Here is a 23,877-nt window from a genome sequence, read left to right as displayed (position 1 = left end):
CTAAAAGTCATTCTAAGCCTTAAGTCCACTGACAACCCTTAACATCTCATCAGCAGTAGTTATCCCTTTTGAGTTTATTTCATAAGCTCTTTGAGCAACTATAAGATTAACCATCTCTTCAACTATATTAACATTTGAAGCTTCCAAGAACCCCTGAGCAAGCCTGCCAAATCCATCAGTATTCGGATCACCTTCCACAGGTTCACCTGAAGCATCAGTAACAGCATAAAGATTTCCACCTAAAGATTTAAGACCTGCCGGGTTAATAAATTTATAAAGCTTTATTTTTCCGACTTCTTCTACCGTTTGCTGACCGCCACTGTTTCTTATAACATACACGCTCCCACCAGGACTTATAGAAACGTTTATCACAGTTTCAGGTGAAGAAATCTGAATATTCGGACTTAACCTATAGCCTTCAGGTGTTACAAGATAACCTTCACTGTCAACCTGGAAATTGCCGGCTCTTGTGTATGCTTCTCCACCGCCTGGAAGTTCTATCTTAAAGAAACCTCCTCCCTGAATGGCTATGTCAAACTGTTTATCAGTCTTTATTAAACTACCCTGTGTGAAAATCTTACTTGTATCAGAAAGTTTAACTCCAAGCCCTATTTGTATCCCTGAAGGAATCATAGTTTCGTCAGAACTCATAGTGCCCGGATCTCTTATTGTCTGATATATCAAATCTTCAAAATTTGCCCTTGAACGCTTAAATCCAACAGTATTAACGTTCGCTATGTTATTTGAAATAACATCAAGATTTGTTTGCTGAGCTTCCATTCCTGAAGCTGAAGTCCAAAGTGCACGAATCATCATACGCCCCCTTTATTAAACTTTCCCGATTTCCACACTTTTCATATTCATTCTATCAAGACCTCTTATCAAATTACCGTAAATTTCAAACCGTCTTTGTGTTTCTATAAGATTGACCATCTCTTTTATCGGCTCAACGTTTGAGCTCTCCAAAAATCCCGTAAGCACTTTATACTCTGCAGGTTTAACATCGCCAGCAGGCACATAATAACTATTTCCCACAGGTTCAACACTTTCATAATCCTCTATACCAAGAACAGCTACCTCAATAGCTCCCTGTAAAACCCTACCGTCAGAAGAAACATTGAAAGGCTGATTTGTATCAATTATTATTGGATTGTTTTCTTTTGAAAGAACTTTATTCCCATTTGCATCAACAAGATATCCATCTTTATCTATATGAAAATGGCCATTCCTTGTAAGCAAAATTCCCGACTTTGTCTCAACCTTAAAAAAACCTTTTCCTGAAATTGCAAAATCAAGTGGAGAATCTGTTTTCTGAAGAGAACCTTGAGAAAGGACAGGAAGAGTTTCTCTAAAGCGGGGAAATGTTAGAAGCTTACCTGATTCCCCTCTATTAACAGGAATATCCTGATACATCTCAACTTCAAGAAGCTTTTTAAAACCAGGAGTATTTACATTCGCAATGTTGTTAGAAACAGTATCAAGCTGCTCAAGTGCTCTTTTTCCACCACTTGCCAGCATATATATAGACTGAATATCAACAGCCATTTTTAATCCTCACTTTTTATAAGCAGAGAAGATTTTCTCTATTTTCTCCTTCAAAGTTTCCGCGGTAAACGGTTTTACCACATAGTTGTTAACTCCCGCTTTTATAGCAGCAAGAACGTTCTCTTTTTTAGCTTCTGCCGTAACCATCAAAACAGGTAAGTGTTTCAATTTCGGATCTTTCCTTATCTCCTGAACAAGTTCAAGTCCTGTCATATTTGGCATATTCCAGTCTGTTAAAACAAAATCGTAATCTCCCTGCCTTAACTTTTGCAGGGCAACCTTTCCATCCTCAGCTTCATCTATGTTCTTAAAGCCAAGCTGCATAAGAAGAGATTTTTCTATTCTTCTCATTGTAGCCATATCGTCAACTATCAAAATTTTTATATTCGGATCAGGTAGAGGCATCTACATTCCTCCTTATAGCATATTTGTGAACCAACTTTAACAGATCCGGAGCATCAAACTTAACAAGATGAGCATCTGCTCCAACAAACTTACTCTTACTCATATTCGCCTGGTCACTAAGTGAAGTATTAATTATAACAGGTATTTTGGAAAGTTCAGGATTCTCCTTCACCTTTTTAGTAAAGGTTAAACCGTCCATACCGGGCATTTCAATATCTGAAATTATAAGCTGAACGTAATCTGTAATATCCTGTCCTGTAGCTTTTGCTTCCTTAAGCCACTCGTAAAGTATCTCAAGCCCTTCTATACCGTTTGTTGCCTCCACAACCGTATGTCCATCTTCTGTAAGAATCTTTTTCATAATCCTTCTTGCGACAGAACTATCATCAAGAATAAGAATTTTAAAATGCTCATCAGAAGTTATTCCAAGCTTTCTTTTCTGAATTTCGGAAACTTCTATTATCTTTATCATTCCAAGTTCATCAAGAATACCCTCAAAATCAAGCAAGAGTAGGAGCTTCCCATCCTCTATATCAATAACACCAACTATCTTACCGCCAAATCTATTGTTCATACTGTCTGGAGGAGTTTTTATCTCATTCCATCTTAAACGGCGAATTCTTTTAGCTTCATGTATGGTTATACCTACTGTTTCTCTTAAAAATTCCATTACAATTGTATATTTTTCCTCAGCCGCAGGCTCAATCTTCATCCAGCGGGCAAGAGAAATAAGAGGAATATTTTTCTCCCTTACCTTTGCGATACCAAGCACCTCAGGAATTGACTTTGGCGTTTTCGCAAGTCGTTGAGGGGTAAATATAACCTCTTTAACCTTGGCAACATTCACTCCAAGAGCCCATTCATAAACAGAACCATCATCAAGCTTCTCATACATTCTAAAATCAACTATCTCAAGCTCGTTGGCTCCTGTTTCAAGAATTTTTGGCAAAAGCTCTTTCTTTTTAGGCATTAACTGTTGCCTCCATCAGATGAGTTAAGAAAAGTTTTTATACAGACCACAACTTTAGTGGTTATCTCATTCGCCACTTTTATGAGTTTTTCTGCTTTTTCAAGAGTTTCTTCAAAATCTTTCGCCTGAAGTGCAACAGCTATCTCTTTTGTTTCAACAAGCAGGTCTTCAAGTAACTCTTCTATCTCTGTTACAACAGAAGTCAGTTCAGGATAATCTTTAGTAAGTCTGTGGAAAACATGAGTTGTAGCTCCTATCCTGTTCATCAGCGAAGAGGTATTTGAAATAAATAACGTATCTGCAGGTAATCCCATAACAAACACTTTTCTTATGTTATCCTCAACAGATTCTATAATATCAAGCACTTCTTTTACAATATCTATCATATCTTTCGCATCGCCAAGGTCAACCATATCAAATGTGGCAAGCACTTTTTTAATTTCCGACTTGGTTCTTTCAGAATTCTTAATAACATCATCCATAGATTCACCAAGCGACTTAACAATAGAAGCTGAATCTTTAATTTTTTCAACTATTATCTTAATATGCTTCTCTTCTTCCTCTACAGCATCAAAAAGACCATTAATTATATCAAGGGTATTTTCAGCTGCTCCTTTTATATTTGAGTAAACTTCTCTGTTTTTGCTAAACATCTCCATCCCATCATTAACAGCTTTTGTAGCTTCTTCAGTAATCTTTGTTGTCTTAGCCATCTTTTCACGCATATTTTTAACAACTTCTTTTATCTCAACAGCAGACTTATTGGTTCTCTCTGCAAGCTTTCTAACCTCATCAGCAACAACTGCAAAACCCCTTCCTGCCTCCCCTGCTCTTGCTGCTTCTATCGCAGCGTTAAGAGCAAGAAGATTCGTCTGCTCGGTAATAGACGTAATAACTTCAACCACCTGATCTATCTGTTCTGTCTGCTCCTTAAGGTCACTTACAACCTCCTGCAAATTACCTGTAATTGAGTAGATATATTTCATCTGCTCTATAGAAGAAAGCGTTTTCTTCTCAGCCTCTTCAAGAAACTCAAGAATCTTATTATAGTTAACTTTCAATTTACCAGATATTTCAACAAGTTCCCTTATCTGCTCTTTTATGAAATTGGCAGCTTTAGATTCTTCCTCTGAAGTTTTTATCACCTGCTGTATAGAACGTAAAGCGGCTGATATTGAAACCGCAGTATCTATAGCCTGAAACAGACTCTCTTTAGCAGCCTTAAGATTTGAAATTATCATCTGCTGTGTCGTTCTTATCTTCTCTTTAACTTCTCTCTCAGCAGTTGCATCTTTCCATGTGGCAAGATATCCCCTTACAGAGCCATCTTTATTAAGAATAAGGTGTCTGTAAGAAGCCATTACATAAGGACCTACAGGAATATCTGCATTTTTAAGATGCTCACCCGGTCTTAAAGCTTTAAGAAGGGATTTAACCCTTTCAGGATCTTTGTGCATTACATGAATGGATGTTCCTATAATATTATCTGGATTTACACCCCACTGCTTTATAAAGATATCTTTCCACTTTGAAGCAAGCTCCAAAGCTCTTCTATTTGCAAGGATAATTTCGTTTCCTGCTTTACCGGGTTTAAATTCAGGTGAAGCAAGGAAGAAAGCTTCTTCCATAAAACAATCAACTATCTGTTTATACATGTAAAGATCGTTATCTATCTCCTCTTTCTCTTTTCTAAGCTGTTCTATCTCCTGTTCAAGAGCTCTTTTCTCACTCTCAACTAAAGATTTTACTTTTTCTACCTCATCCAGCGCCTCTTTCTTCTCTCTTTCACAGCTTTCAAGCTGCTCTTTTAACCTTTCTATCTCTTTTTCAAGGTTTGAAATTGTCTTTTTTAAAAAAACCACAGACTCTCCGTTTCCGCTTCCTCTACTGCCAAACATTTAACTCTCCTCCCGGGAAAAGATTGTTTTGGTATTTAAGATTATAAGAAGTTTATTATCTTCAAGTTGAACAACCCCTTTAATATGCTTTATTTCTATCCCTATTGTTCCTGTTGGTTCAGGTAAAACATCATCCTCAAAAAACTTTATAGAACCAACTATCTCATCAACTATTATACCCACTTCTCCAAATTCTGTATCAAGAATGATTATTTTGTTCCGTGAATAAATATCTTCGGGCAATTCTTCAGGAATTCCCAACTTTTTCTTCACAGTTGTTACAGGAACTATCTTTCCCCTTAGATTCATAACACCAAGAACAAACTCAGGGGATTTAGGAACAGGAGTTATATCCTTATCGGTTGTTATCTCTATAATCTCCTCTATAGGAATACCAACAAGCTCCCTTCCAAGCTCAAAACCTATAACCTGTATCTCTTTTGAAACTGTAGCTCCTACTATCTCTTCTATCTCAAGCTCTTTTTTCTTCCCATCCTCTATTTGCATCACAGCACTCCTAAAAGCTGTTTTTTAATATCACTTAGTAAAGAGTTGATATCAAGTATTAAAATAACTCTTCCATCACCTGCGATAGTGGCACCAGCTATACCCGGAACATCTTCAAGAAGCTCACCCATAGACTTAATAACTATCTCTTCCTCACCGTAAAGTTTATCCACCGCAACAGCTATAAACTTCTCTCCCACCTTAACAACTACAACAAACTTTTTATCTTCCGACTCCTCAATACCCAATAACTCATTAAGACTAAATAGTGGTAAAACCTCATCCCTTAAAACAAGACTTTTGAACCTACCAACACTTTTTACCTTATCCTCCTCATACTTAACTATCTCTATAATTGCATGAAGAGGAATTGAGAATATTTGATTGTTTACACCTATAATAAGCGTTCTTATAATTGCCACAGTTAACGGAAGTTTTAGGATTATTGTTGTTCCTTTACCTTCCTCACTGTCTATCTCTATTGTTCCCCTTAAAGAGTAGATAACAGAAGCAACAACATCCATACCTACACCACGACCGGAAAGCTCTGTAACCTGGTCTTTAGTAGAAAATCCCGGCATCAAGATAAGGCTGTAAGCGTCTTTATCACTCATCTGCCTTGCCTGATCAGGAGTTATAAGCCCCTTTTCTATGGCTTTCTGCTTAACTTTCTCAACGTTTATTCCTCTTCCATCATCAGAAATACCGATGATTATGTGATCACCCTCATGGTAAGCAAAAAGTTTTATCGTTCCAACTTCAGGTTTGCCCATCATCACTCTTTCTTCAGGTGTTTCAAGTCCGTGGTCAAGAGAGTTTCTAACAAGGTGAATAAGAGGGTCTTCAAGTTTATCAAGAATTGATTTATCAAGTTCTGTGTCTTCACCTTCTATAACAAGATTAACCTTCTTACCAAGTTTTTTGGACAAATCCCGAACAATACGGGGAAATTTTGAAAATATCTTTTTAATAGGTTGCATTCTAAGCTTCATTACTGCAACCTGAAGATCACTTACAGTTCTGTCCATACTTATAACAGTTTCATTAAGCTGCTCTATAGTTTCAGAACGCACTTCTTTCTCAAGCTGAGAAATAAGTCTCATAATTCTGTTTCTATCAAGAACTATCTCCCCAACAAGATTCATAAGATTCTCAATTCTTTCTACATCAATTCTTATAACATCACTGCTTTTTTTCTTCTCTTTGGATACTGATTTGGCCTGGCTTTTTGAGGTTTGCTCCTTGGAAGTTTTGGTAGTTGAAACTTCTTGAGTATCCTGCTGAGGTTTATTTTGTAAACTTTCAGATTTAGTAGTTTCCACTTTTCCAGATCCAAAATCTGTTTTTTCCTCTTCAACCTCAATCAAGTCTTTTATTTCTTTTCCCTCCTCTATCAGTTTCTCTATCACAGGAATAATATCCATAGGCCTTTCTTCTGGAGGCATAAGAATTATCTCTTCAAGAAGGCCAGCAAGATCTTTATCAGGATACTTCTCTATAAGTTTTCGCAACTCTTCAGGCACATCCGCCTTGAATTTTATCTTTTTATTCTGAGCTTTCTCTTCATTTTCAGAATTTGTATCTTCAGAATTTTCAGAACTTTCAGATACACTTTCTTGACTTGAGTTTGCCGTTCCATCCCCCTCAAGAATAGAATCAAGTTTTTTAAGAATGTCATCTATATCTTCAGGATCAGGTATCTCTGTTTCCTCTTTAAGCATATCCAAAGCTTCTTTTAACCTGTCAAGTCCTTCAAACAGTATATCAAGCTGGTCCGAGGTGATTTTAAGCTCACCGTTCCTTACCTTATTAAATATATCTTCCATTCTATGAGCAAGCTCTACAATAGTGGTAAGATTAAGAAATCCTGCTCCACCTTTAAGAGTATGCATTCCTCTAAAGATACGGTTTATCAAATCACTATCTTCAGGAGAATTTTCAAGGTCTATTAAATCCTGGTCAAGGTTATCAAGAATTTCTGATGCTTCAACAAGAAACTCCTCAAATATCTCCTGCATATCAGGTGGAATATTTATTTTCATAATAGCTACTCCTCACCAAGTCTTTTAACACAATCTTCCAGAATTTCAACTTTCTCTTTAACCTTCTTAGATGCCTCTTTAACACCTTCGGCACTTCCCTCAAGAGCAGCGACATAAAGATTTATCTTTTCCGTTAAAGCTTCCTGCTCAGAAACAACTCTAACAACATTCCTTGTGCTTTCCTTAACAGTCTCTATACCTTCTTTTATATTTTCACTTTCCTCTTTTTCACTCTCTATAATTTTAGCTATATCTTCTATCATACTGTTTGTTTCTTCCAGTTTGCCTTTAATACTATCTATAGCTTTTAGGGCAACCTGCGAGGATTCCTTGCCTTTTTTAGATAAATTCTGGGTCTCTTTTGCCACATCCACCGTTTCCTGAACAACATTTTTAATCTCATCAATAAATTTACTTATCTCTTTAGCAGCAGTTGACGAGAGCTTAGCAAGTTTTCTAACCTCATCAGCAACAACTGCAAAGCCTTTCCCTGCCTCTCCTGCCCTTGCTGCCTCTATTGCAGCGTTAAGAGACAGTAGATTTGTTTTCTGTGTTATGTTTAAAATTGTCTGAAGAATTGAATCTACTTCATCCGCTTTCTTCTTCACCTCATATATTCTGTTTATAGCTCTGTTTGTTGACTCACTCATCGCATCAATGATATCTATAGTGCCAGTAATCTTATGAGTGTTCTCCATAATATCCTGAATGTTTTGCGCAGATGCTTCTTTTATTCGCTCTATACTTTCAGATAAAACAGTTATATCATCAAAAAGTTTCTGCAAGGATTCTATCATTCTATTTATATTCTCTTCCTCTTTCCCCGCCTCCTCTTTTATTTTGTTGAAATTTTCAATAAAAGAATCTACCTGGTTTTTAAGTTTTTCTATTTTTGTCATACTGTAGCATATATTGGCTGAAAGCTCTCTATAAACTTCAGATAGATCCCTGACCAATGATTTCTGCTCTTCCACCCCTATACTGAGTGATTTTTCATAAAAGATACAGTTCTCCCTTTTATTCAAACCGTTAAATATAGCAATAGCCATCTCTCTACACCCGGGATAACCGCAGGCTGTGCAGTTTTTAATATCCTCTTTGGAAAATTTATGCATTTTTCTGAATATGTCGTAAATCTGCTCCTCTGTAGGAATCTTTATTTCGGAAGTGAAATTATCGTGAAGATTTTTAAAGCTCCTTTCATAAAGACCGGGTCTCCAGTATTCTTCTAAAATATCATCTATCGCCTTTTCAGGAGGTTTCTCTTTATAAAGTTTCTTTAAATTTTCAATCTGCCTTTTAAACCTTTCTTTTATATAGTTTTCAGCTTCATCAAGGGTGAATCTCTCTTCTGTTGTTGTTGCAGGTCCCCCAACACACCCCCACTCACAGTTTAAACAGTCAACAAGAAGTGGCTGAACACCCTTTTCAACAGATTTTTTATAGGAATCAAGATACTTGTAAACAATTTTCGGAGCTTCTATCTTACGCGTTTTCTCTCTTATCCCGGGCATAAATCTTTCCGCCGTTTTTAAAAGCCCTCCCGGTTCTGGAAAAAATACCGCTCTTTCTGCCGGTGGATTATCATACTCAACTTCTGGAAACAGTTTTAAATCAATAAGGCTTCTCTCAAAAAACTTTCTAATCGAGTAAAAAGTAACATTGTAATCAGCAAGACCAACTTCATCAAACTCTCTTCGTTTAGCTACACACGGAGATATAACAACAACCTTACAGTTTCTATATTCTGGCAAAAACTCTTTTACCCACTTAACAGTGCAGAGCATCGGACTTAAAACAGGAGAAAGATACTTTAAAAGCTCCGGTCTATAAAGCTCTATGTATGTTACAAGTGCAGGGCACGGTGAAGCTATAACAGTATCAGGATTTTTCTCTTTTATATACTCTATGTAGGTTTTAGTGCAAAGCTCTGCACCAAAGCTAACATCAAAAACAGCTTTTACCCCTATAGATTTAAGCCAGCCGTTAAGCCTTAAATAATCTTCTGGAAACTCAGCAGCTACAGCAGGCGCCACTATAGCAACCATAGGAACACCTGCCTTCAAATCCCTTACAAACTTATCAAAGTCATCTTTTGGATAACGGGCTCCGTGCTCACAAACCTTTATACACTCTCCGCACCCAACGCAAAGGTCAGAATTTATCTCTGGATGGTCACCAGAAACATCGTGACAGTATTTGGCAACACACGCTCTTAAACATGCATTACAGTCAACGCACTTGGAACTATCTACACCAACTACTGAAGAAAGTTTCTGATTCATAATACAACTCTCCCTAATTAGCTAAATAGCTTATCCACATCAGACTGTGAAACCACCCTCCCCTCATCAAGCCGCCACTGCATATCAATTTCATTATCGCCGGTAAGTAGAAATTTTTTAACCCTATCAAGTCTCTGTGAAACCACATCCTGCTTCCCGGCTGCCGCAACTATATCCTGAAGATACTTTGCCACAATATCCCTGCTCTCTTCCGGAAGCTCATAAAGAATGTTCCTGAGCTCTTTAACCGCTTCAAGAATCTCAAATACCATCTTATCCCCTTCTTCCCTTGCTTTCTCAAGCTGTTTAACGGCAAGTTCCATCTCTTTCTCCATAAACTCCCCCTTTGCTTTTAATAATCCAAACATTTATAATTTACCACAACACAACATTAAATAAAAGTTTGATATTTCCCGGAGAAATTAGTTATGAAAGAGATAAAAACAGAAAAAGCTCCATTACCTGTTGGGCCTTACTCTCAGGCAGTAACTGTAAACGACTTTCTATTTATATCAGGACAAATAGGCATAGACCCTGAAACAGGAAAACTTAGGGAAGGAATAGAAAAACAAACAGAGCAGATTTTAAAAAATATTGAAGAGATACTTAAAGCCGCAGGGACTGAAAAAGATAAAATCGTAAAAACAACCATATTCGTAAAAGATATAAAAAATTTTCAGAAAGTTAACGCCATCTATAAAAAGTTTTTTGAAAATTCATCTGTTTTCCCAGCCCGCTCCACAGTTGAAGTTTCAAACCTTCCACTAAACGCAGAGATAGAGATAGAATGTGTGGCAATTCTTTAAAAGGCACTCTTTATGTAGTAGCAACACCTATAGGGAATCTTAAAGATATAACATTAAGAGCTATCGAAATCCTTAAAAATTCTGACATTATTGCTGCTGAAGATACAAGAAGAACAAGAGAACTGCTTTCAGCACTTGGAATAAAAGGGAAAAGGCTCATCTCCTGCCACGAACATAACGAAAAAGAGATAACCGAAAAAATACTAAATTATCTGAGAGAAGGTTTATCGGTGTCTCTTGTCTCTGATGCAGGAACACCAACTATAAGCGACCCCGGATATAAAGTGGTAAGAGCGGTAAGGGAAGAAGGATTTAACGTTACACCCATCCCGGGAGCATCAGCTGTTATAGCCGCTCTTTCAGCTTCAGGATTTCCTACTGACAGATTTCTCTTTTACGGATTTCTACCTAAAAAGAGGAAAAAACGGCAGGAAACATTAAAAGAGATTCTCTACATGCCGTGGACAGTAGCGGTATATGAATCACCACACAGAATAGAAGAAACACTAAAGGAAATAGCCACGCTGATGCCAGAAAAGAGACTTGGAATTTACAGGGAGATAACAAAACTTTACGAAGAGTTTCTGGAAGGAACAGCCGGTGAATTGATTGAGAAAGTAAAACCTAAAGGAGAGTTTGTTCTTCTGTTTTATCCTTTTAAAGAAGAAAACAAAGAGGAAAATATAGAAGAATTAATTCTGTCTTTTAAAAAGGAAGGGCTATCTCTAAAGGAAGCTGTAAAGAAAACCTGCCAGATAACAGGCAGAAAAAGAAACGAAATCTACCAAAAAGCGCTGGAAATATACAAAAAATAGAGAGAAAACCCGGAGGTTTCCTCTCTACAGTTTTACTTTATTGAAGGTTCACATGGCCTTAGTTCACCGTTCTTATATTCATAAGCTTTTATTTTGCAGGGACCGCCTATGTATCTTTCAACATCAACAAAAGAAGCATACTCAACCTTAAACCACTTAACCGTAAGCTCAAAAGCAACCATAGGGTCAAAATCTTTACAACTGTAAGCGTCAAGGCTGAAAAACTTCTCTTCAGGCCATGTGTGAATTGTGCAATGGCTCTCAAGCCATATTGAAACACCTGACACACCGCTGTCTTCTGTTGCTCTTCTTTTTAATACCTCTTCCATAAACTGCAAAGTGGCACTTTTAACATTCTCTTCAGAAAGCTTTTTAACAAACTGCTCAAGCTCGGATTGAGCAAAAGGAAAACGTGCCACAATAGGAGGATAAACAAGAGTCATATCAAGCTGTCTCGCCATCTCCTCCATATAGTCATATATAGGCTGTATTGCGTTTATCCTTCTAATATCTGAAACAACAGCATCCATCATTATATGTCTTCCGACAAATTCCATCTTCAAACCTCCACTATTAGATTAACAAACGCTAAATCTATTCTCAGAAACTCTGACAGCAAGATAGATTTTAAATCTTTAGAAAAAAGTTTTCCACAAACAAAATGTATAATCACCTTAAAAAGGAGCTGCCCCATGAAAAAGGCAATTTTTCTTGACAGAGACAATACACTGATTGAAGATGAAGGATACATCCATGAACCTGAGAAGGTTAAGCTACTGCCAACTGTAGGTGAAGGATTAAAACTCCTTAAAGAGAAAGGATTTCTTTTAATCGTTGTCTCCAACCAGTCAGGAATAGGAAGAGGATATTTTAAAGAAGAAGATTTCCACGCTGTCAATAAAAAGCTCAACAGTCTGCTTAAAGAAAACTTTAACGTTGAAATTGATGACTTTTTCTTCTGTCCTCACAAGCCTGATGACAACTGCCTGTGCAGGAAACCAAAAACGCTGCTTTTTAAAAAAGCCGCAGAAAAGTGGAAAATAAACATATCAGAAAGTTTTATGATAGGTGACAAAGAGATAGATGTGGAAGCTGGAAAAAATGCAGGATGTAAAAGAAGTTTCCTTGCAAAGGATAAACTCTTTATAGAGATTGTAAAGGAGATTTTAGAAAAGATATGAAAAAACTGCTTATAGTTACAGGAGAGCTTTCAGGTTTTAATTACGCAAGGGAAATTGTTAAACGGCTAAGGGGAAAATATAAAATAACCGGAGTTTTTCTTGATGATATTGATGGTGCAGAAACTCTTTTTAGTGCAAAAAATATAACCGCTTTCGGGCTTTTTGAAGCGATAACCAAACTTCCGGCAATAAGAAAAGGGCTAAAAACAATTGAAAACTACCTTAAATCTGGAAAACCTGACGCAGTCCTTCTTATAGATTTTCCGGGATTCAATTTAAAGGTTGCTGAAATTGCAAAGTCTCAAGGTATAAAAGTTCTTTATTTTATCTCTCCAAAATTCTGGGCATGGAACTACAAAAGAGGAGAAAAAATTGTAAAATTTGTAAACAGAATGTTTGTAATCTTTCCTTTTGAGGTAGAGCTTTATAGAAAGCTTGGATTTGATGCCACTTATGTAGGTAATCCTCTTGTTGAGATGGTTAAACCTTCAAAGGGAGAAAGGGAGTTTCTTGAAACATTAAGATTAAAAAACAACCCGATACTCCTAATGCCTGGAAGCAGACCCTCAGAAATCAGATACCTTCTAAAACCGCTCCTTCTAACAGCAAAAGAGATTAAAAAGCAGTTTCCTTACATAGAGTTCGTTCTTCCTGTTGCTGAAAGCTTATCCTTTGAAAGCATCAAAAATCTCACTCAAAACGTCTTTAACAACGTAAAACTTGTTAAAGGTGAAGAAGCTTACAACTGTATGTTCTATTCACAATTTGGAATAATAGCCTCAGGAACTGCAAGCCTTGAAGCAGCAATAGCAGGTCTTCCTCATATAGTTGTTTATAAACTGCACCCTTTAACGTTTATGGTGGCAAAAAGGGTTGTTAAACTTCCATTTATCTCTCTTCCCAACATCATAGCCGGTGAAAAAGTGGTGAGAGAAGTTTTACAAAAAGATGTAAATCCTGCCAATCTTACAGAAATATTTACATCAAACTTCAAACAAAAAGAGAAAATAAAAGAAAAACTTAAAATGAAAGTAAAACCAAAACTTAAAGGAAACGCCATAGAAAATCTCTGTTTGGAAATAGAAAAAGAACTTAAGTAAGATATAATTAAAATCTATAAAATCGCTAAAAGGAGTAAGTTATGGCATACAACGTTGCTGTTGTCGGTGCAACAGGTGCTGTGGGAAAAGAGATGATAAAAATCCTTGAAGAGAGAAATTTCCCGGTTAAAAATCTCAAACTTCTTGCATCTGCCCGGTCTGCAGGGAAAAAACTTCTATTCAAAGGTGAAGAGATAACCGTTGAAGAACTAAAACCTGAATCTTTTGAAGGTATTGATATAGCGCTCTTTTCAGCAGGAGGAGACAGAAGCAAACAGTTTGCACCAGAAGCTGTAAAAAGAGGAGCCGTTGTAATAGACAACAGCTCAGCATTCAGAATGGATAAGGATGTCCCTCTTGTTGTGCCGGAAGTAAACCCTGAAGATGTTAAATGGCACAAAGGAATAATAGCAAACCCTAACTGCTCAACAATTCAGATGGTTGTTGTTTTAAAACCTTTGTATGATTTATCAAAAATTAAAAGGGTAGTTGTTTCAACATACCAGGCTGTTTCAGGAGCCGGAGCTGAAGCGATAGAAGAACTTAAAAAGCAAACAGGAGCCATCTTAAATGAAAAAGAACCGCCAGCACCACACAAAATACCAAAACAGATAGCGTTTAACTGTGTTCCACAGATAGATGTATTCTTTGAAGACGGCTACACAAAAGAGGAACACAAAATGGTTAATGAAACAAAAAAGATAATGCATGATGAAAGCATAAAAGTATCAGCTACCTGCGTGAGAGTGCCTGTTTTCATCGGCCATTCTGAAAGTGTTAATGTTGAATTTGAAAAACCAGTTTCTGTAGAAACAGCAATGGAAGCTCTCAAAAAAGCTCCTGGAGTATCTGTAGTTGACGACTTTAAAAATGGCATCTATCCTACACCTGTTGACGTCGCGGGAAAAGATGATGTTTTGGTCGGACGAATAAGAAAAGATGATACAATAGATAACGGCTTGAACCTGTGGATTGTAGGAGATAATTTAAGGAAAGGAGCAGCTTTAAACGCTGTTCAAATAGCAGAAATCTTGATACAGGAAAACCTTATTTAAGGAATAGAAAAATGAAAGATATTCTGAAAAAGATAGCCAGAGAGAGTGAAGAGATTTTAGCACTTGCAATTGTTGATGAAGAGGGGCTTATTATCTCTCAATACTCAAAACCGAATATAAACTTTGATATTGAGGAGATGGCAAGCCTTATAATCACTCCTTCCATGCGTCTTGCCGAAGCTCTTTCAGATGTTAACAGCGAAGAAAAACTTGAAGAGATGGTTGTTTTTCTTACAAACACCATTGTAATACTATATAAACTGGCTTATGAAACTTACCTTGTGGCAGCTCTTAAGAAAACTCCTCTTTACGGAAAAGTTAGATTTATAGTCAGGAAAAATCTTGTAACACTTAAAGAAACCCTTTAAAGGAGGGAAACATGGCAAAGCTAAAATATCTCGGCCATGCAACATTCTATCTTGAAGGAGAAGAAATCAAAGCTATCATAGACCCGTTTCTCTCTCAGAATCCCTGGAACATAGCAAAGCCAGAAGACTTTACAGACCTTAACTACATATTTGTAACCCACGGACACGGAGACCACTTAGGTGATGCAGTTGAAATAGCAAAAAGAACCGGAGCAACCATAGTTTCAATCTTTGAAGTTGCAAACTACTGCAATAAAAAAGGAGCAAATATCCATCCAATGCACATAGGCGGAACATATAACTTCCCTTTTGGAAAGGTGAAGTTAACTCCTGCAGCCCACGGAAGTGCAATTGTTGAAGGGGATGAACTCCTTTACGGTGGAAATCCATGCGGAGTTATAATAGAAGTTGAAGGAAAGAAAGTTTATCACGCTGGAGATACCGGTCTTATAGCAGACATGGAACTTCTTGGTAAGTATGAAAATATAGATATAGCCCTCCTTCCGATAGGCGGAAACTTCACAATGGATCCTGAAGATGCAGCTATTGCCGCGTCAATGATAAAACCTAAAATTGCCATTCCAATGCACTACAAAACATGGCCAATAATTGATAAAGAACCGGAAGAGTTCAAAAAGTTTGCCGAAGAAAAAGGTGTAAATGTTAAAATTGTAAAACCAGGTGAGGAGATAACTTTTTAAATGAAAAAAATAGGAGTAGCTTTATCGGGAGGTTTCCTGCGTGGTATTGCCCACGCAGGATTTCTAAAGGGTCTTGAGCAGAAAGGTATATCTCCTGCCGTTATATCTGGAGCAAGTGCAGGAGCAATAGTCGGAGCTTTGTATGCCCACGGTTTCAGCCCTGAAAAAATAGGCCAAATAGCCCGAGAGCTAAACTGGAAAAAACTTGCAACCCCATCTTTTAAAGGGGGACTGTTTAAACTTACAAAGCTCAAAACTAAACTTGAAGAGTTTATAGGCGATGTTGACATAAAAGACTTAAAAATTCCTTTTGCTCTAACGGTTGTTGAGCTAAAAACATTGAAAACAAAGTTTGTGACAGAGGGAAAAGCTTCAGACTGGATAGTTGCATCCTGCTCCATTCCCCCGCTTTTTGCTCCGTGGAAGATAGACGGTAACTACTATATTGACGGTGGAATAAGAAACTCAATGCCTGCAGAATTTCCGAAAGCTGCAGGTTGTGACATAGTTATCGGTTCAAGTGTTCATTTCGTTGACACCAGATACGATCCTGAATCTCTAACCGATGTTGCATTAAGGGTTGGAATGGCTCAGTGTATTGAAAATGAAACATACAGAGCACCTTTCTGCGATATTGTTGTAAACCATTACCTTCCCGGTTCTCCATTTGATTTTAACAACGTTGAAAACTTTTTTAAAACAGGTTATGAAAACGGGATAAAAGTAGCTGAGGAGGTTAAAAAGTGGCTTTAAAAACCCTTCACGCTTTTGTTTCTGGAAGGGTGCAGGGAGTTGGATTCAGAGCGTTTGTAAAAAGAAAAGCGGATATGCTTGGAGTTAAAGGATTTGTCAGAAATCTCTCCGACGGACGGGTTGAAGTTGTTGCTGAAGGAGAAGAGGAAAAACTGAATAAATTACTTGATTTTCTCCATCAGGGACCTTCACTATCAAAAGTTAAAAGTGTAGAATATTCCTACTCCGACTATAGAGGCGTTTATGAAAATTTCGAAATTTCTTATTAATCTCCTTTTTCTACTTGTATTTCTTGCCCACTCAGCTGCTGCACAGGTTACATATACAGTTAAAAGGGGAGATTCTCTCCTTAAAATAGCAAAAAAGTTTAATGTTACAACTACAGACATTATTATTAAAAACAGATTAAAACCACCATACACTATCTATCCAGGACAGAAACTAAAAATTCCTGTAAATGAAAAGATTTATACTGTAAAAAGAGGAGATTCTCTTGAGAAGATAGCAAAGCGATTCGGTGTTTCAGTAAAAGAACTGATAAAACTAAACAGGTTAAGGAAACCTTACCGTATATATCCAGGCCAAAAACTGAAAATCCCTGTAAAGAGAATTTCCAGTAATAAAACTACATCAAAGAAAAAAAGAGAAACAGAGATAATCACATACCGTGTCAGAAAAGGAGACTCTATTAAAAAGATAGCAAGAAAGTTTGGTATCTCTGAAAAGGAAGTAATAAAACTTAACAAATTGAAAAGACCTTACAGAATCTATGTGGGGCAAAAACTGAAAATCCCCGTTTCAAAGGAAACTTATCTAAAAAATGCTCAAACGACAAAGCAAAATTCAAGCAAAACATCTCCACCAAAATATTCAATGCTGAGAAAAGTTCCCATCTACAAATATTACCGGGTAAGACCTGGAGATTCTATAGGAAAAATAGCAAGGAAATTTGGCGTTTCTGTTAAAAGTATAATAAGAACAAACCGCCTTAAAAAACCTTACATCATAAGACCGGGGCAACGTTTAAAAATTCTTATTGGTTACAAAGACCGTCTTGCCCTTAACAGACCCATAGAGTTTAAAATGCCACTTGACGGTCAGATTGACACTACAATAAGAGAAAAAGGTTATAAAGGCATATTTATAATCGCCCCTCCAGGAGAACCTGTTAAAGCTTCAGAAGTTGGTATCGTTAAATTTGCTGGCAAGGATGATAGATTACTGAAAAAATACGGAAATGTTGTTATTCTTGAACATCCACAAGGATACACAACCATTTACGCTTCTCTTGACAAAATCAACGTAAAACCCGGACAGCTTGTTCACAGAGGAGAGGTTATAGGAACTTCTGGAGTTTCAGGCGACTGGGGTAGAAGCGGATTATACTTTGAGATAAGCAGAATCCACAACAAAAAAGCTTATCCTCTAAATCCACTTGAAGTTTTAAGGTGATGTTAAAAGCTGTCAAATACATTTTTATTATTTTAAGTCTTATTCTGATTGCAGCCCACTTTCTCAGAGCCGGTATTCCATCACTTGCTTTTCTTTTTACTTTTCTTTCAGTATTTCTTTTCATCAAACATCCTATCTCAACACTTATTATCAGAATCGCCATCCTGTCAGGTATAGCAGCTTATATAGGCACAGCCTTTAAAATTATTTCTCTACGGAAACAGCTCGGCCTTCCATATCAGAAAGCCGCCTTTATAATGGCAGGAGTAATAGGTTTTATAACCATATCCTTTATTCTTACATTTAAAAAAGAAAAACAGCAGCAACCTTAAATCTGTTAGCACACTCTTTGCCATAAAGTCTGTTAAATTCAAAATCAACATTTAAATGTCTGTTAAGAAAAAACACCTGATTTATAGAAAATTCAACCTCAGGAAAATTTAAAGATTTTCTGAAAGAAAAGTATCTGTTTAAAGAAAAAAGTGTTTTTCCATAGCTAAATGGATAATAGATTGCTCCAGCGGACGGATAAAAAAGAGCAAAAAAACCATCCTCATAAAAACCTGCATCCTGATTAAGCAGAAAATAAACCGTAGCATTCTCCATCGGTTTTAAAGACAATCCTGCACCACCTGAAACGGAAAAAGCGAAAAAACCTGAAGAACCATCAGGATATCTTTTAAATCCGATAAAAAACCTTTTTGTAATCTGCGGAACAAGATATGTAAACTCTCTGAAAGCATTTATCTCATACAATCCAAGCTTATAAAACCTGAGTTTCTTTGTAGAGACACCTATCTCCATCTCTCCAAACTTTACACTTTCCTCTTTGAAGTTGTATCTGTTATCATCAAGAATGTCGTTTAAAACAGGAAAAAATTTTAAATGGAGAAATTTTTCTCCATCAAAATCCTCTATAAAACCTGCAGAAATGTGATTTTCAAAAGGGGCGTTTAAAAGAGAAGATTTTGTCAAAAACTTTTTAAAAACCGTTTCACAAACTTCATCGTTTATATCTTTCTCTTTCAACCTGTAGCACCTGTAAATTTCGGCCAAGAATCTTCCTCTGGCATCCAGATTTTGGTAATTTCCATCTTTTATCTTTAAAACCGTTTTTAATCCCACTTCCCGCTGAAGAGTTCCCATCACGCTTTTTACATCCTGAAAAAACTCTTCATCAGATAAAAGCCTTTCCTTTTCAGCCAACCTGACCACTTTTAAAGGAGTAACTATTAAAGGTTTTTCTTTCAAAAGAGAAGGATTGGCAACAGAAAGAAGATAGTAAACAACCGTAGCACAGTTATAGAAAACATAGTTGTATTTTAGTTTTGCACTTTTTAACTCATAAATATGATAAAGAAGAAGTTTTTGCCTGTAATCTGACAACTTTAACCTGTATCTCCACACACCTCTTCCATCAACCCACAAATACTCATCAAGCTGAGTATTAAAAGGTTCAAGAAAAAACCCTGCATCTATCCCGGTAAAAAGGCTATCCCATCCAAGCTTTAACGGACTTGAAGAATCTATAAGGGCAAGAAAGGAAACCGCATAATCCTCTTTTCCTTCAAACTCAATAAAAAGATGTCCCATCATTTTCGTAACGTCTGTCACATCCTTTGAAACATAACCAAGATAAAGTTTCTCTCCTTCAAGGAGCTGGATAAAATTGTTTAAACCTGTGCACCTATTTATTCCTGCATCAACATCCATTCCCGTTTCTTTTAAAATAAAAAGCCATCTGGCAGGAAAGCTGCAAACTGCTGGATTAGTTGAATTGGCAGTAGAAAGAATAAGATTAACTGTTTTTTCAAGCTCCCTTTTTAAAGAAAACTTATCAGAAGAAAGGATAAAATCCGTATCGTTTATGAAAGAACCGTGACCGTTATAGTGTAAAAGAGCTTTCCACTCAGGCTTTTTGTAAATTTTCTTTTCTAAAGCCACAGAAAGCAGAGTATTTTCTGCAAAAGAGACGGCTGGAAAGAGGAAGAGAAATAAGATGAAAAGGCAGATAGCTCTCATTTTTCCTTTCTAAAAAAAGAAAAAACTAAAATACCCAAAGATATACCTATGCAGTCTGCAACAACATCGTTAAATTCACACGACCGTCCCGGCACAAAAAGCTGAGAAATCTCTATCAAAATACCGTAAAAAAGCAGTCCCAAAAAAATATAAACATTTTTATAAAGGAACTTTCCTAAAAAAGAAAGATAAAAGAAACCTGCAATGTGGTTTAACTTGTCATTTGTCCTGGGCATAGCTTCTGCAGGAGCAATAGATAAAAGGTAAATAACTGCAAGTGATACGAAAAACAGGAAAGCTATATATTTCCTATACTTTTTCAAGTTTTTCTCTCCTCTCCATAAGCTCTTTTGCCGCTTTTAGAGAACCCTGAGAAACTTCACCTGATATCATAACAGCTATTTCCCTTTCAACATCTCCACTTTCAAGTTTTCTTACCGTAATTTTTCCGTCACTTCCCTTTTCAACCTTAAAAACAGCATCTGCAAGTGCAACAACTACAGGAGAATGGGTCACTGCCACTACTTGAGTATTACGAGAAATTTTCAATAGTTTCTCTGCAACCTTTGAAAGAACCTTCCCTGACATCCCTGTATCTATTTCGTCAAACACAAGAACACCTGACTCTTTTCCACTTTCTGAAAGTATTGACAAAAGCAGTCTTGAAAGTTCCCCACCGGATATAGCTTCCCCTACGGGTTGTAAAGGAAACTTTGGATTACCGGAAAACAGAAAAGAAACCCTATCCATTCCGGTAAAAGAAAATTCTGTTTTTTCAACTACAATTTTAAATTTAGAGTGCTTTAGCTCAAGCTCCTCAAGATGCTCTTTTATCCTATTCTCAAGAAGCTTTGCTCCCTTTTTTCTTGCCGAAGATAACTTCTCTCCCAACTCTTCAAGGGTTTTTCTCAAATTTTCAACATCTTTTTCAGCCGTCTCAAGTTCAAAATCTATATTCTCCAGCTCTTCAAGTTCCTTTTTCACCTTTTCATAAAAAAACTTTACATCTTCCCATGAAGGACCGTATTTCTCCCGCAGCTTCCTCAATTTATACAGCTTTTCCTCTATCTCATCCACCGACTCTTCAACATCAGGAATCTGTAAACTTCTCTCAACTTCAAAAACAAAATCCTCAAGCTGATAGTAAACCTCAGAAAGTCTGGACGAAAGCTCCTCAATACCGAGGGATTCAATCTCTCTTAAAACTCTTCCTATCTTGTTTGAAGCAGAATCCTCACCTTCATAAAGCTCAATTTTTACAATTGCTTGTATCTGTTTTATCTTTTCTGCCTGAGAAAGAATCTTTGAAAGGTTTAAAAGCTCTTCCTCTATCTCTTCTCCCCACTCAACACTTTCAAATTCATTTAATTGAAACCTCAAAATATCTATCTTTCTTTCCCTATCAGAAAGCTGTCGCTTAAGTTCATCAAGTCTTGAAACAGCATCTTTATACTTTGAATAAATCTCTCTATACTCTGAAAGTAACTTCCAGTTTTCACAAAAAGAATCAAGAACCTTAAGCTGAACAGAAGGTCTAAGAAGAGAAATGGTTTCATGTTGAGACTGAAAAGTGATAAGTGGTGAAATTTTTTCCTTAATAAACTGCCGAGGAACCCTTTTTCCGTTCAAAAAGAATCGGGAACGTCCACCTTTTATTTCACGGCGAACGATAATCTCCTCCTCACCGTCAAGAAACACAGCTTCAACAACCGTTCCTTCCTCCTTTATACCTTTACCCTTATCACCTTCAAGAAAACTTATAGTTCCAAGGAGAATTGATTTTCCCGCACCTGTTTCACCAACAATTACATTAAGCCCTTTTTCAAACAGAAGCTCGGCACTTTCTATTCCAGAAAAATTGGTAATTGAAAGCTCTGAAAGTATCACTCAAGAAACCTCTCAATCTGCTTTAAAACTTCCACCCTTCCTTCATTTGTCTTTGCAGAAAACTTTATTATGGGAAACTGTTTGGGAAGGTCAAGTCCTTCCCTTATTCTTTTCTCAACAGTTGCTTTTTCAGACTGCTTCTTCAGTTTATCAATTTTAGTAGCCACAACAGCAAATGGAATTCCGTAATAAACAAGCCAATCCTTCATCATCCTGTCCTTATCTGTAGGACCAACCTTTGAATCAACAAGAAGAAAAACACCCTTAAGCTTATCTCTATTTTTCAAATAGCCCTCTATAAGAGAACGCCACCTCTCCTGTTCTGTCTTTGATATTTTTGCAAATCCATAACCTGGAAGGTCAACTATAAAAAACTTATCGTTCACAAAGTAAAAATTAACCGAACGGGTCTTTCCGGGGGAAGAACTCACCTTGGCAAGCTTATAGTTTTTCACAATAGAATTTAAAAGAGAAGATTTACCCACATTTGAACGGCCTACAAAGGCAACCTCCTTATAGGGCGTTTCAGAAAGCTCCTCCGGTTTAAAGACAGTTTTATATAACTGCGCTTTTTTTATATTTATCATCCCTGAAGCAACCGCTCTACCGCTGTTTTATATCTCATCTCATCACCTGGAGCAAAACCTACTCCGTAGTAGCAAACATTTCCGCTCTTATCAAGGAAAAATGTCTGTGGAATTATATCGCTTCCCGTGAAAAATCCTGGATAGTTCATCCATGTTTTACCGTCAACAACAACCACCGGATATTTTATCCCCTTACTCTCCACAAACTTTTTAAGCCTTGGAGGAGGTGTTCCCTCGTAATCGGTATTCATCCCTATAACAACCACTTTACCTTTATATTTCTCATACAGCTCGTTAAGGTAAGGAATCTCTTTCAGGCAGGTGGGACAGAACTCTCCAAAAAACTGAAGAATTACCACTTTACCTTTAAAATCGGAAAGAGAAACCTTTTTCCCATCAACAGAAACAAGTTCAAAATTGTATCCTGGAACACATTTTGGCTTCTGGGATTCTACCGCTTTCTCCTCAACATGTGGCTTTTCCACCGTAGCACTTTTCTCTTCCTTTTTTCCGCATCCGGAAAGAGCCACAGCAAAAATCAGAGAAGCTAAAAGCAGTTTTCTTTTCATTCCTTCTCCTCTAAATATTTTGATGCAGACATGGCAGCTACAGCTCCATCTGCTGTCGCTGTTACAACCTGTTTTAAAGGTTTCCTTCTCACATCTCCCGCGGCAAAAAGACCGGGAGTTGCTGTTTTCATCTCATCATCTGTTATAACATAACCTCTATCATCAAGTTCTACAAGATGGGCAATCGGTTCAGTATTAGGTTCATGACCTATAAAAATAAACACTCCGTCAACATTAAGCTTACTAATCTCTCCAGAAACTGCATCTTTAAGGTCTATAGATTCAACAAACTGCTCACCCTTTATAGAATCAACCGTCTTATTCATCACAGGCTCTATTTTTTCGTTCTCTTTTACCCTGTCCTGAAGTATAGGAACCGCCCTAAACTTATCCCTGCGATGGATAAGATAAACTTTTCTTGCAAACTTTGTAAGGAAAAGCGCTTCCTCAAGAGCCGAATCTCCTCCACCTATTACGGCAACATCTCTATCCTTAAAAAGAGCACCATCACATACGGCACAGTAAGAAACGCCTCTGCCTAAAAACTCTGCTTCTCCTGGAACTCCAAGCTTTTTAGGAGTAGAACCTGCTGCCCATATAACCGTTTTTGATTTTAAACTGCCACCTGATTCCATATCAAGGACAAACAGGTCTCCATCAAGGGAAACCTTTGAAACAGAATAGCCAGTCTCTATAACCGCTCCAAACTTTTCTGCCTGCTTTTTCATCCTGTCAGAAAGCTCAAATCCAGCCATCGGCTCTGGAAAACCAGGATAGTTTTCTATCATCTCTGTAACAAGAAGCTGTCCACCTGGAAACATCGCATCAATAACCAGAGTAGAAAGATTGCTTCTACCTGTATAAATAGCAGAAGCAAGGCCACCAGGCCCTGCTCCCACAACAATTACATCCCACACTTTATCAAACAT

General features: G+C 37.1%; 27 protein-coding genes. 11 read left to right on the top strand and 16 right to left on the bottom strand.

Annotation, left to right across the window (positions count from 1 at the left end):
* Positions 1–12: 12 nt before the first annotated feature.
* Genes flgG through CHB58_RS07895 form a run of 9 tightly spaced genes read right to left on the bottom strand, consistent with a single transcriptional unit; the run spans position 13 to position 9,987 of the window.
* Positions 13–813 (bottom strand): flagellar basal-body rod protein FlgG, encoded by an 801-nt coding sequence (flgG, locus tag CHB58_RS07935; protein WP_089323569.1) that lies wholly within the window; start codon positions 811–813, stop codon positions 13–15.
* 15 nt (positions 814–828) lie between these two features.
* Positions 829–1,545, bottom strand: coding sequence for a flagellar hook-basal body protein (locus CHB58_RS07930; RefSeq protein WP_089323568.1), 717 nt, complete (start codon positions 1,543–1,545; stop codon positions 829–831).
* A gap of 9 nt (positions 1,546–1,554) precedes the next feature.
* Positions 1,555–1,950: a chemotaxis response regulator CheY gene (locus CHB58_RS07925; protein ID WP_089323567.1), complete on the bottom strand. Its 396-nt coding sequence runs from the start codon at positions 1,948–1,950 to the stop codon at positions 1,555–1,557.
* Positions 1,937–2,920: a chemotaxis protein gene (locus CHB58_RS07920; protein WP_089323566.1), complete on the bottom strand. Its 984-nt coding sequence runs from the start codon at positions 2,918–2,920 to the stop codon at positions 1,937–1,939. Before CHB58_RS07920 ends, CHB58_RS07925 begins: the two co-directional genes overlap by 14 nt.
* Positions 2,920–4,818, bottom strand: a complete 1,899-nt coding sequence (locus CHB58_RS07915) for a methyl-accepting chemotaxis protein (protein WP_089323565.1) — start codon at positions 4,816–4,818, stop codon at positions 2,920–2,922. The genes CHB58_RS07920 and CHB58_RS07915 overlap by 1 nt, the downstream gene beginning before the upstream one ends.
* Complete coding sequence (locus CHB58_RS07910; protein ID WP_089323564.1) at positions 4,819–5,325, bottom strand: chemotaxis protein CheW; 507 nt, start codon at positions 5,323–5,325, stop codon at positions 4,819–4,821. It abuts the gene before it with no gap.
* Positions 5,325–7,367 carry a chemotaxis protein CheA gene (locus CHB58_RS07905; protein ID WP_089323563.1) on the bottom strand — a complete coding sequence of 681 codons (2,043 nt, stop codon included), beginning with the start codon at positions 7,365–7,367 and terminating at the stop codon, positions 5,325–5,327. Before CHB58_RS07905 ends, CHB58_RS07910 begins: the two co-directional genes overlap by 1 nt.
* 5 nt (positions 7,368–7,372) lie before the next feature.
* The gene (locus tag CHB58_RS07900; RefSeq protein ID WP_089323562.1) at positions 7,373–9,652 is read right to left on the bottom strand and encodes a [Fe-Fe] hydrogenase large subunit C-terminal domain-containing protein; all 2,280 of its coding nucleotides are present in this window, start codon (positions 9,650–9,652) and stop codon (positions 7,373–7,375) included.
* A 17-nt stretch (positions 9,653–9,669) separates the two neighbouring features.
* Positions 9,670–9,987 (bottom strand): hypothetical protein, encoded by a 318-nt coding sequence (locus tag CHB58_RS07895; protein ID WP_089323561.1) that lies wholly within the window; start codon positions 9,985–9,987, stop codon positions 9,670–9,672.
* Between the two features lie 93 nt (positions 9,988–10,080).
* On the opposite strand from CHB58_RS07895, the gene CHB58_RS07890 reads away from it, so the two are divergent.
* On the top strand, positions 10,081–10,458 hold the full coding sequence (locus tag CHB58_RS07890; protein WP_089323560.1) for a RidA family protein: 378 nt from the start codon (positions 10,081–10,083) through the stop codon (positions 10,456–10,458).
* Positions 10,440–11,273: a 16S rRNA (cytidine(1402)-2'-O)-methyltransferase gene (rsmI, locus tag CHB58_RS07885; protein ID WP_089323559.1), complete on the top strand. Its 834-nt coding sequence runs from the start codon at positions 10,440–10,442 to the stop codon at positions 11,271–11,273. Before CHB58_RS07890 ends, rsmI begins: the two co-directional genes overlap by 19 nt.
* A 32-nt stretch (positions 11,274–11,305) precedes the next feature.
* Here the strand turns inward: rsmI and CHB58_RS07880 are convergent, their stop codons facing one another.
* Entirely contained in the window at positions 11,306–11,830 is a 525-nt protein-coding gene (locus CHB58_RS07880; protein ID WP_089323558.1) for an S-adenosylmethionine decarboxylase family protein, read from the bottom strand.
* 135 nt (positions 11,831–11,965) lie between these two features.
* Here CHB58_RS07880 and CHB58_RS07875 point away from each other — a divergent pair, with 135 nt between their 5' ends.
* From CHB58_RS07875 to CHB58_RS07835, 9 genes are read left to right on the top strand one after another with little or no spacing between them, the layout of a single operon-like run.
* Positions 11,966–12,454 (top strand): D-glycero-alpha-D-manno-heptose-1,7-bisphosphate 7-phosphatase, encoded by a 489-nt coding sequence (locus CHB58_RS07875; protein ID WP_089323557.1) that lies wholly within the window; start codon positions 11,966–11,968, stop codon positions 12,452–12,454.
* Positions 12,451–13,554 carry a lipid-A-disaccharide synthase gene (gene lpxB / locus CHB58_RS07870; protein ID WP_089323556.1) on the top strand — a complete coding sequence of 368 codons (1,104 nt, stop codon included), beginning with the start codon at positions 12,451–12,453 and terminating at the stop codon, positions 13,552–13,554. The genes CHB58_RS07875 and lpxB overlap by 4 nt, the downstream gene beginning before the upstream one ends.
* A gap of 41 nt (positions 13,555–13,595) precedes the next feature.
* Positions 13,596–14,609 (top strand): aspartate-semialdehyde dehydrogenase, encoded by a 1,014-nt coding sequence (locus CHB58_RS07865; RefSeq protein ID WP_089323555.1) that lies wholly within the window; start codon positions 13,596–13,598, stop codon positions 14,607–14,609.
* 11 nt (positions 14,610–14,620) lie between these two features.
* Positions 14,621–14,977 (top strand): roadblock/LC7 domain-containing protein, encoded by a 357-nt coding sequence (locus CHB58_RS07860; RefSeq protein ID WP_089323554.1) that lies wholly within the window; start codon positions 14,621–14,623, stop codon positions 14,975–14,977.
* Positions 14,978–14,988: 11 nt separating this feature from the next.
* Positions 14,989–15,678 carry a metal-dependent hydrolase gene (locus CHB58_RS07855; RefSeq protein ID WP_089323553.1) on the top strand — a complete coding sequence of 230 codons (690 nt, stop codon included), beginning with the start codon at positions 14,989–14,991 and terminating at the stop codon, positions 15,676–15,678.
* Positions 15,679–16,431: a patatin-like phospholipase family protein gene (locus CHB58_RS07850; RefSeq protein WP_089323552.1), complete on the top strand. Its 753-nt coding sequence runs from the start codon at positions 15,679–15,681 to the stop codon at positions 16,429–16,431.
* Positions 16,422–16,700 (top strand): acylphosphatase, encoded by a 279-nt coding sequence (locus tag CHB58_RS07845; RefSeq protein ID WP_089323551.1) that lies wholly within the window; start codon positions 16,422–16,424, stop codon positions 16,698–16,700. The genes CHB58_RS07850 and CHB58_RS07845 overlap by 10 nt, the downstream gene beginning before the upstream one ends.
* Entirely contained in the window at positions 16,675–17,883 is a 1,209-nt protein-coding gene (locus tag CHB58_RS07840) for a LysM peptidoglycan-binding domain-containing protein (RefSeq protein ID WP_180706459.1), read from the top strand. The genes CHB58_RS07845 and CHB58_RS07840 overlap by 26 nt, the downstream gene beginning before the upstream one ends.
* On the top strand, positions 17,880–18,215 hold the full coding sequence (locus CHB58_RS07835) for a hypothetical protein (RefSeq protein ID WP_219350099.1): 336 nt from the start codon (positions 17,880–17,882) through the stop codon (positions 18,213–18,215). Before CHB58_RS07840 ends, CHB58_RS07835 begins: the two co-directional genes overlap by 4 nt.
* Here CHB58_RS07835 and CHB58_RS07830 read toward each other — a convergent pair.
* Genes CHB58_RS07830 through trxB form a run of 6 tightly spaced genes read right to left on the bottom strand, consistent with a single transcriptional unit; the run spans position 18,187 to position 23,877 of the window.
* The gene (locus CHB58_RS07830) at positions 18,187–19,905 is read right to left on the bottom strand and encodes a lipoprotein N-acyltransferase Lnb domain-containing protein (RefSeq protein ID WP_089323549.1); all 1,719 of its coding nucleotides are present in this window, start codon (positions 19,903–19,905) and stop codon (positions 18,187–18,189) included. The genes CHB58_RS07835 and CHB58_RS07830 overlap by 29 nt on opposite strands.
* Positions 19,902–20,228 (bottom strand): VanZ family protein, encoded by a 327-nt coding sequence (locus CHB58_RS07825; RefSeq protein ID WP_089323548.1) that lies wholly within the window; start codon positions 20,226–20,228, stop codon positions 19,902–19,904. Before CHB58_RS07825 ends, CHB58_RS07830 begins: the two co-directional genes overlap by 4 nt.
* Entirely contained in the window at positions 20,215–21,792 is a 1,578-nt protein-coding gene (locus tag CHB58_RS07820) for a DNA repair protein RecN (RefSeq protein ID WP_245807371.1), read from the bottom strand. Before CHB58_RS07820 ends, CHB58_RS07825 begins: the two co-directional genes overlap by 14 nt.
* Entirely contained in the window at positions 21,789–22,379 is a 591-nt protein-coding gene (gene yihA, locus CHB58_RS07815) for a ribosome biogenesis GTP-binding protein YihA/YsxC (RefSeq protein WP_245807370.1), read from the bottom strand. Before yihA ends, CHB58_RS07820 begins: the two co-directional genes overlap by 4 nt.
* On the bottom strand, positions 22,376–22,948 hold the full coding sequence (locus CHB58_RS07810; RefSeq protein WP_089323547.1) for a TlpA family protein disulfide reductase: 573 nt from the start codon (positions 22,946–22,948) through the stop codon (positions 22,376–22,378). Before CHB58_RS07810 ends, yihA begins: the two co-directional genes overlap by 4 nt.
* Positions 22,945–23,877, bottom strand: a complete 933-nt coding sequence (gene trxB, locus CHB58_RS07805) for a thioredoxin-disulfide reductase (protein ID WP_180706458.1) — start codon at positions 23,875–23,877, stop codon at positions 22,945–22,947. The genes CHB58_RS07810 and trxB overlap by 4 nt, the downstream gene beginning before the upstream one ends.

The sequence above is a fragment of the Desulfurobacterium atlanticum genome, assembly GCF_900188395.1.
In the GTDB taxonomy this organism is placed as follows: Bacteria; Aquificota; Aquificia; order Desulfurobacteriales; family Desulfurobacteriaceae; genus Desulfurobacterium_A; species Desulfurobacterium_A atlanticum.
Note: the sequence above shows the minus strand (reverse complement) of the source record. Positions and strands in the feature narration are given on the sequence as shown.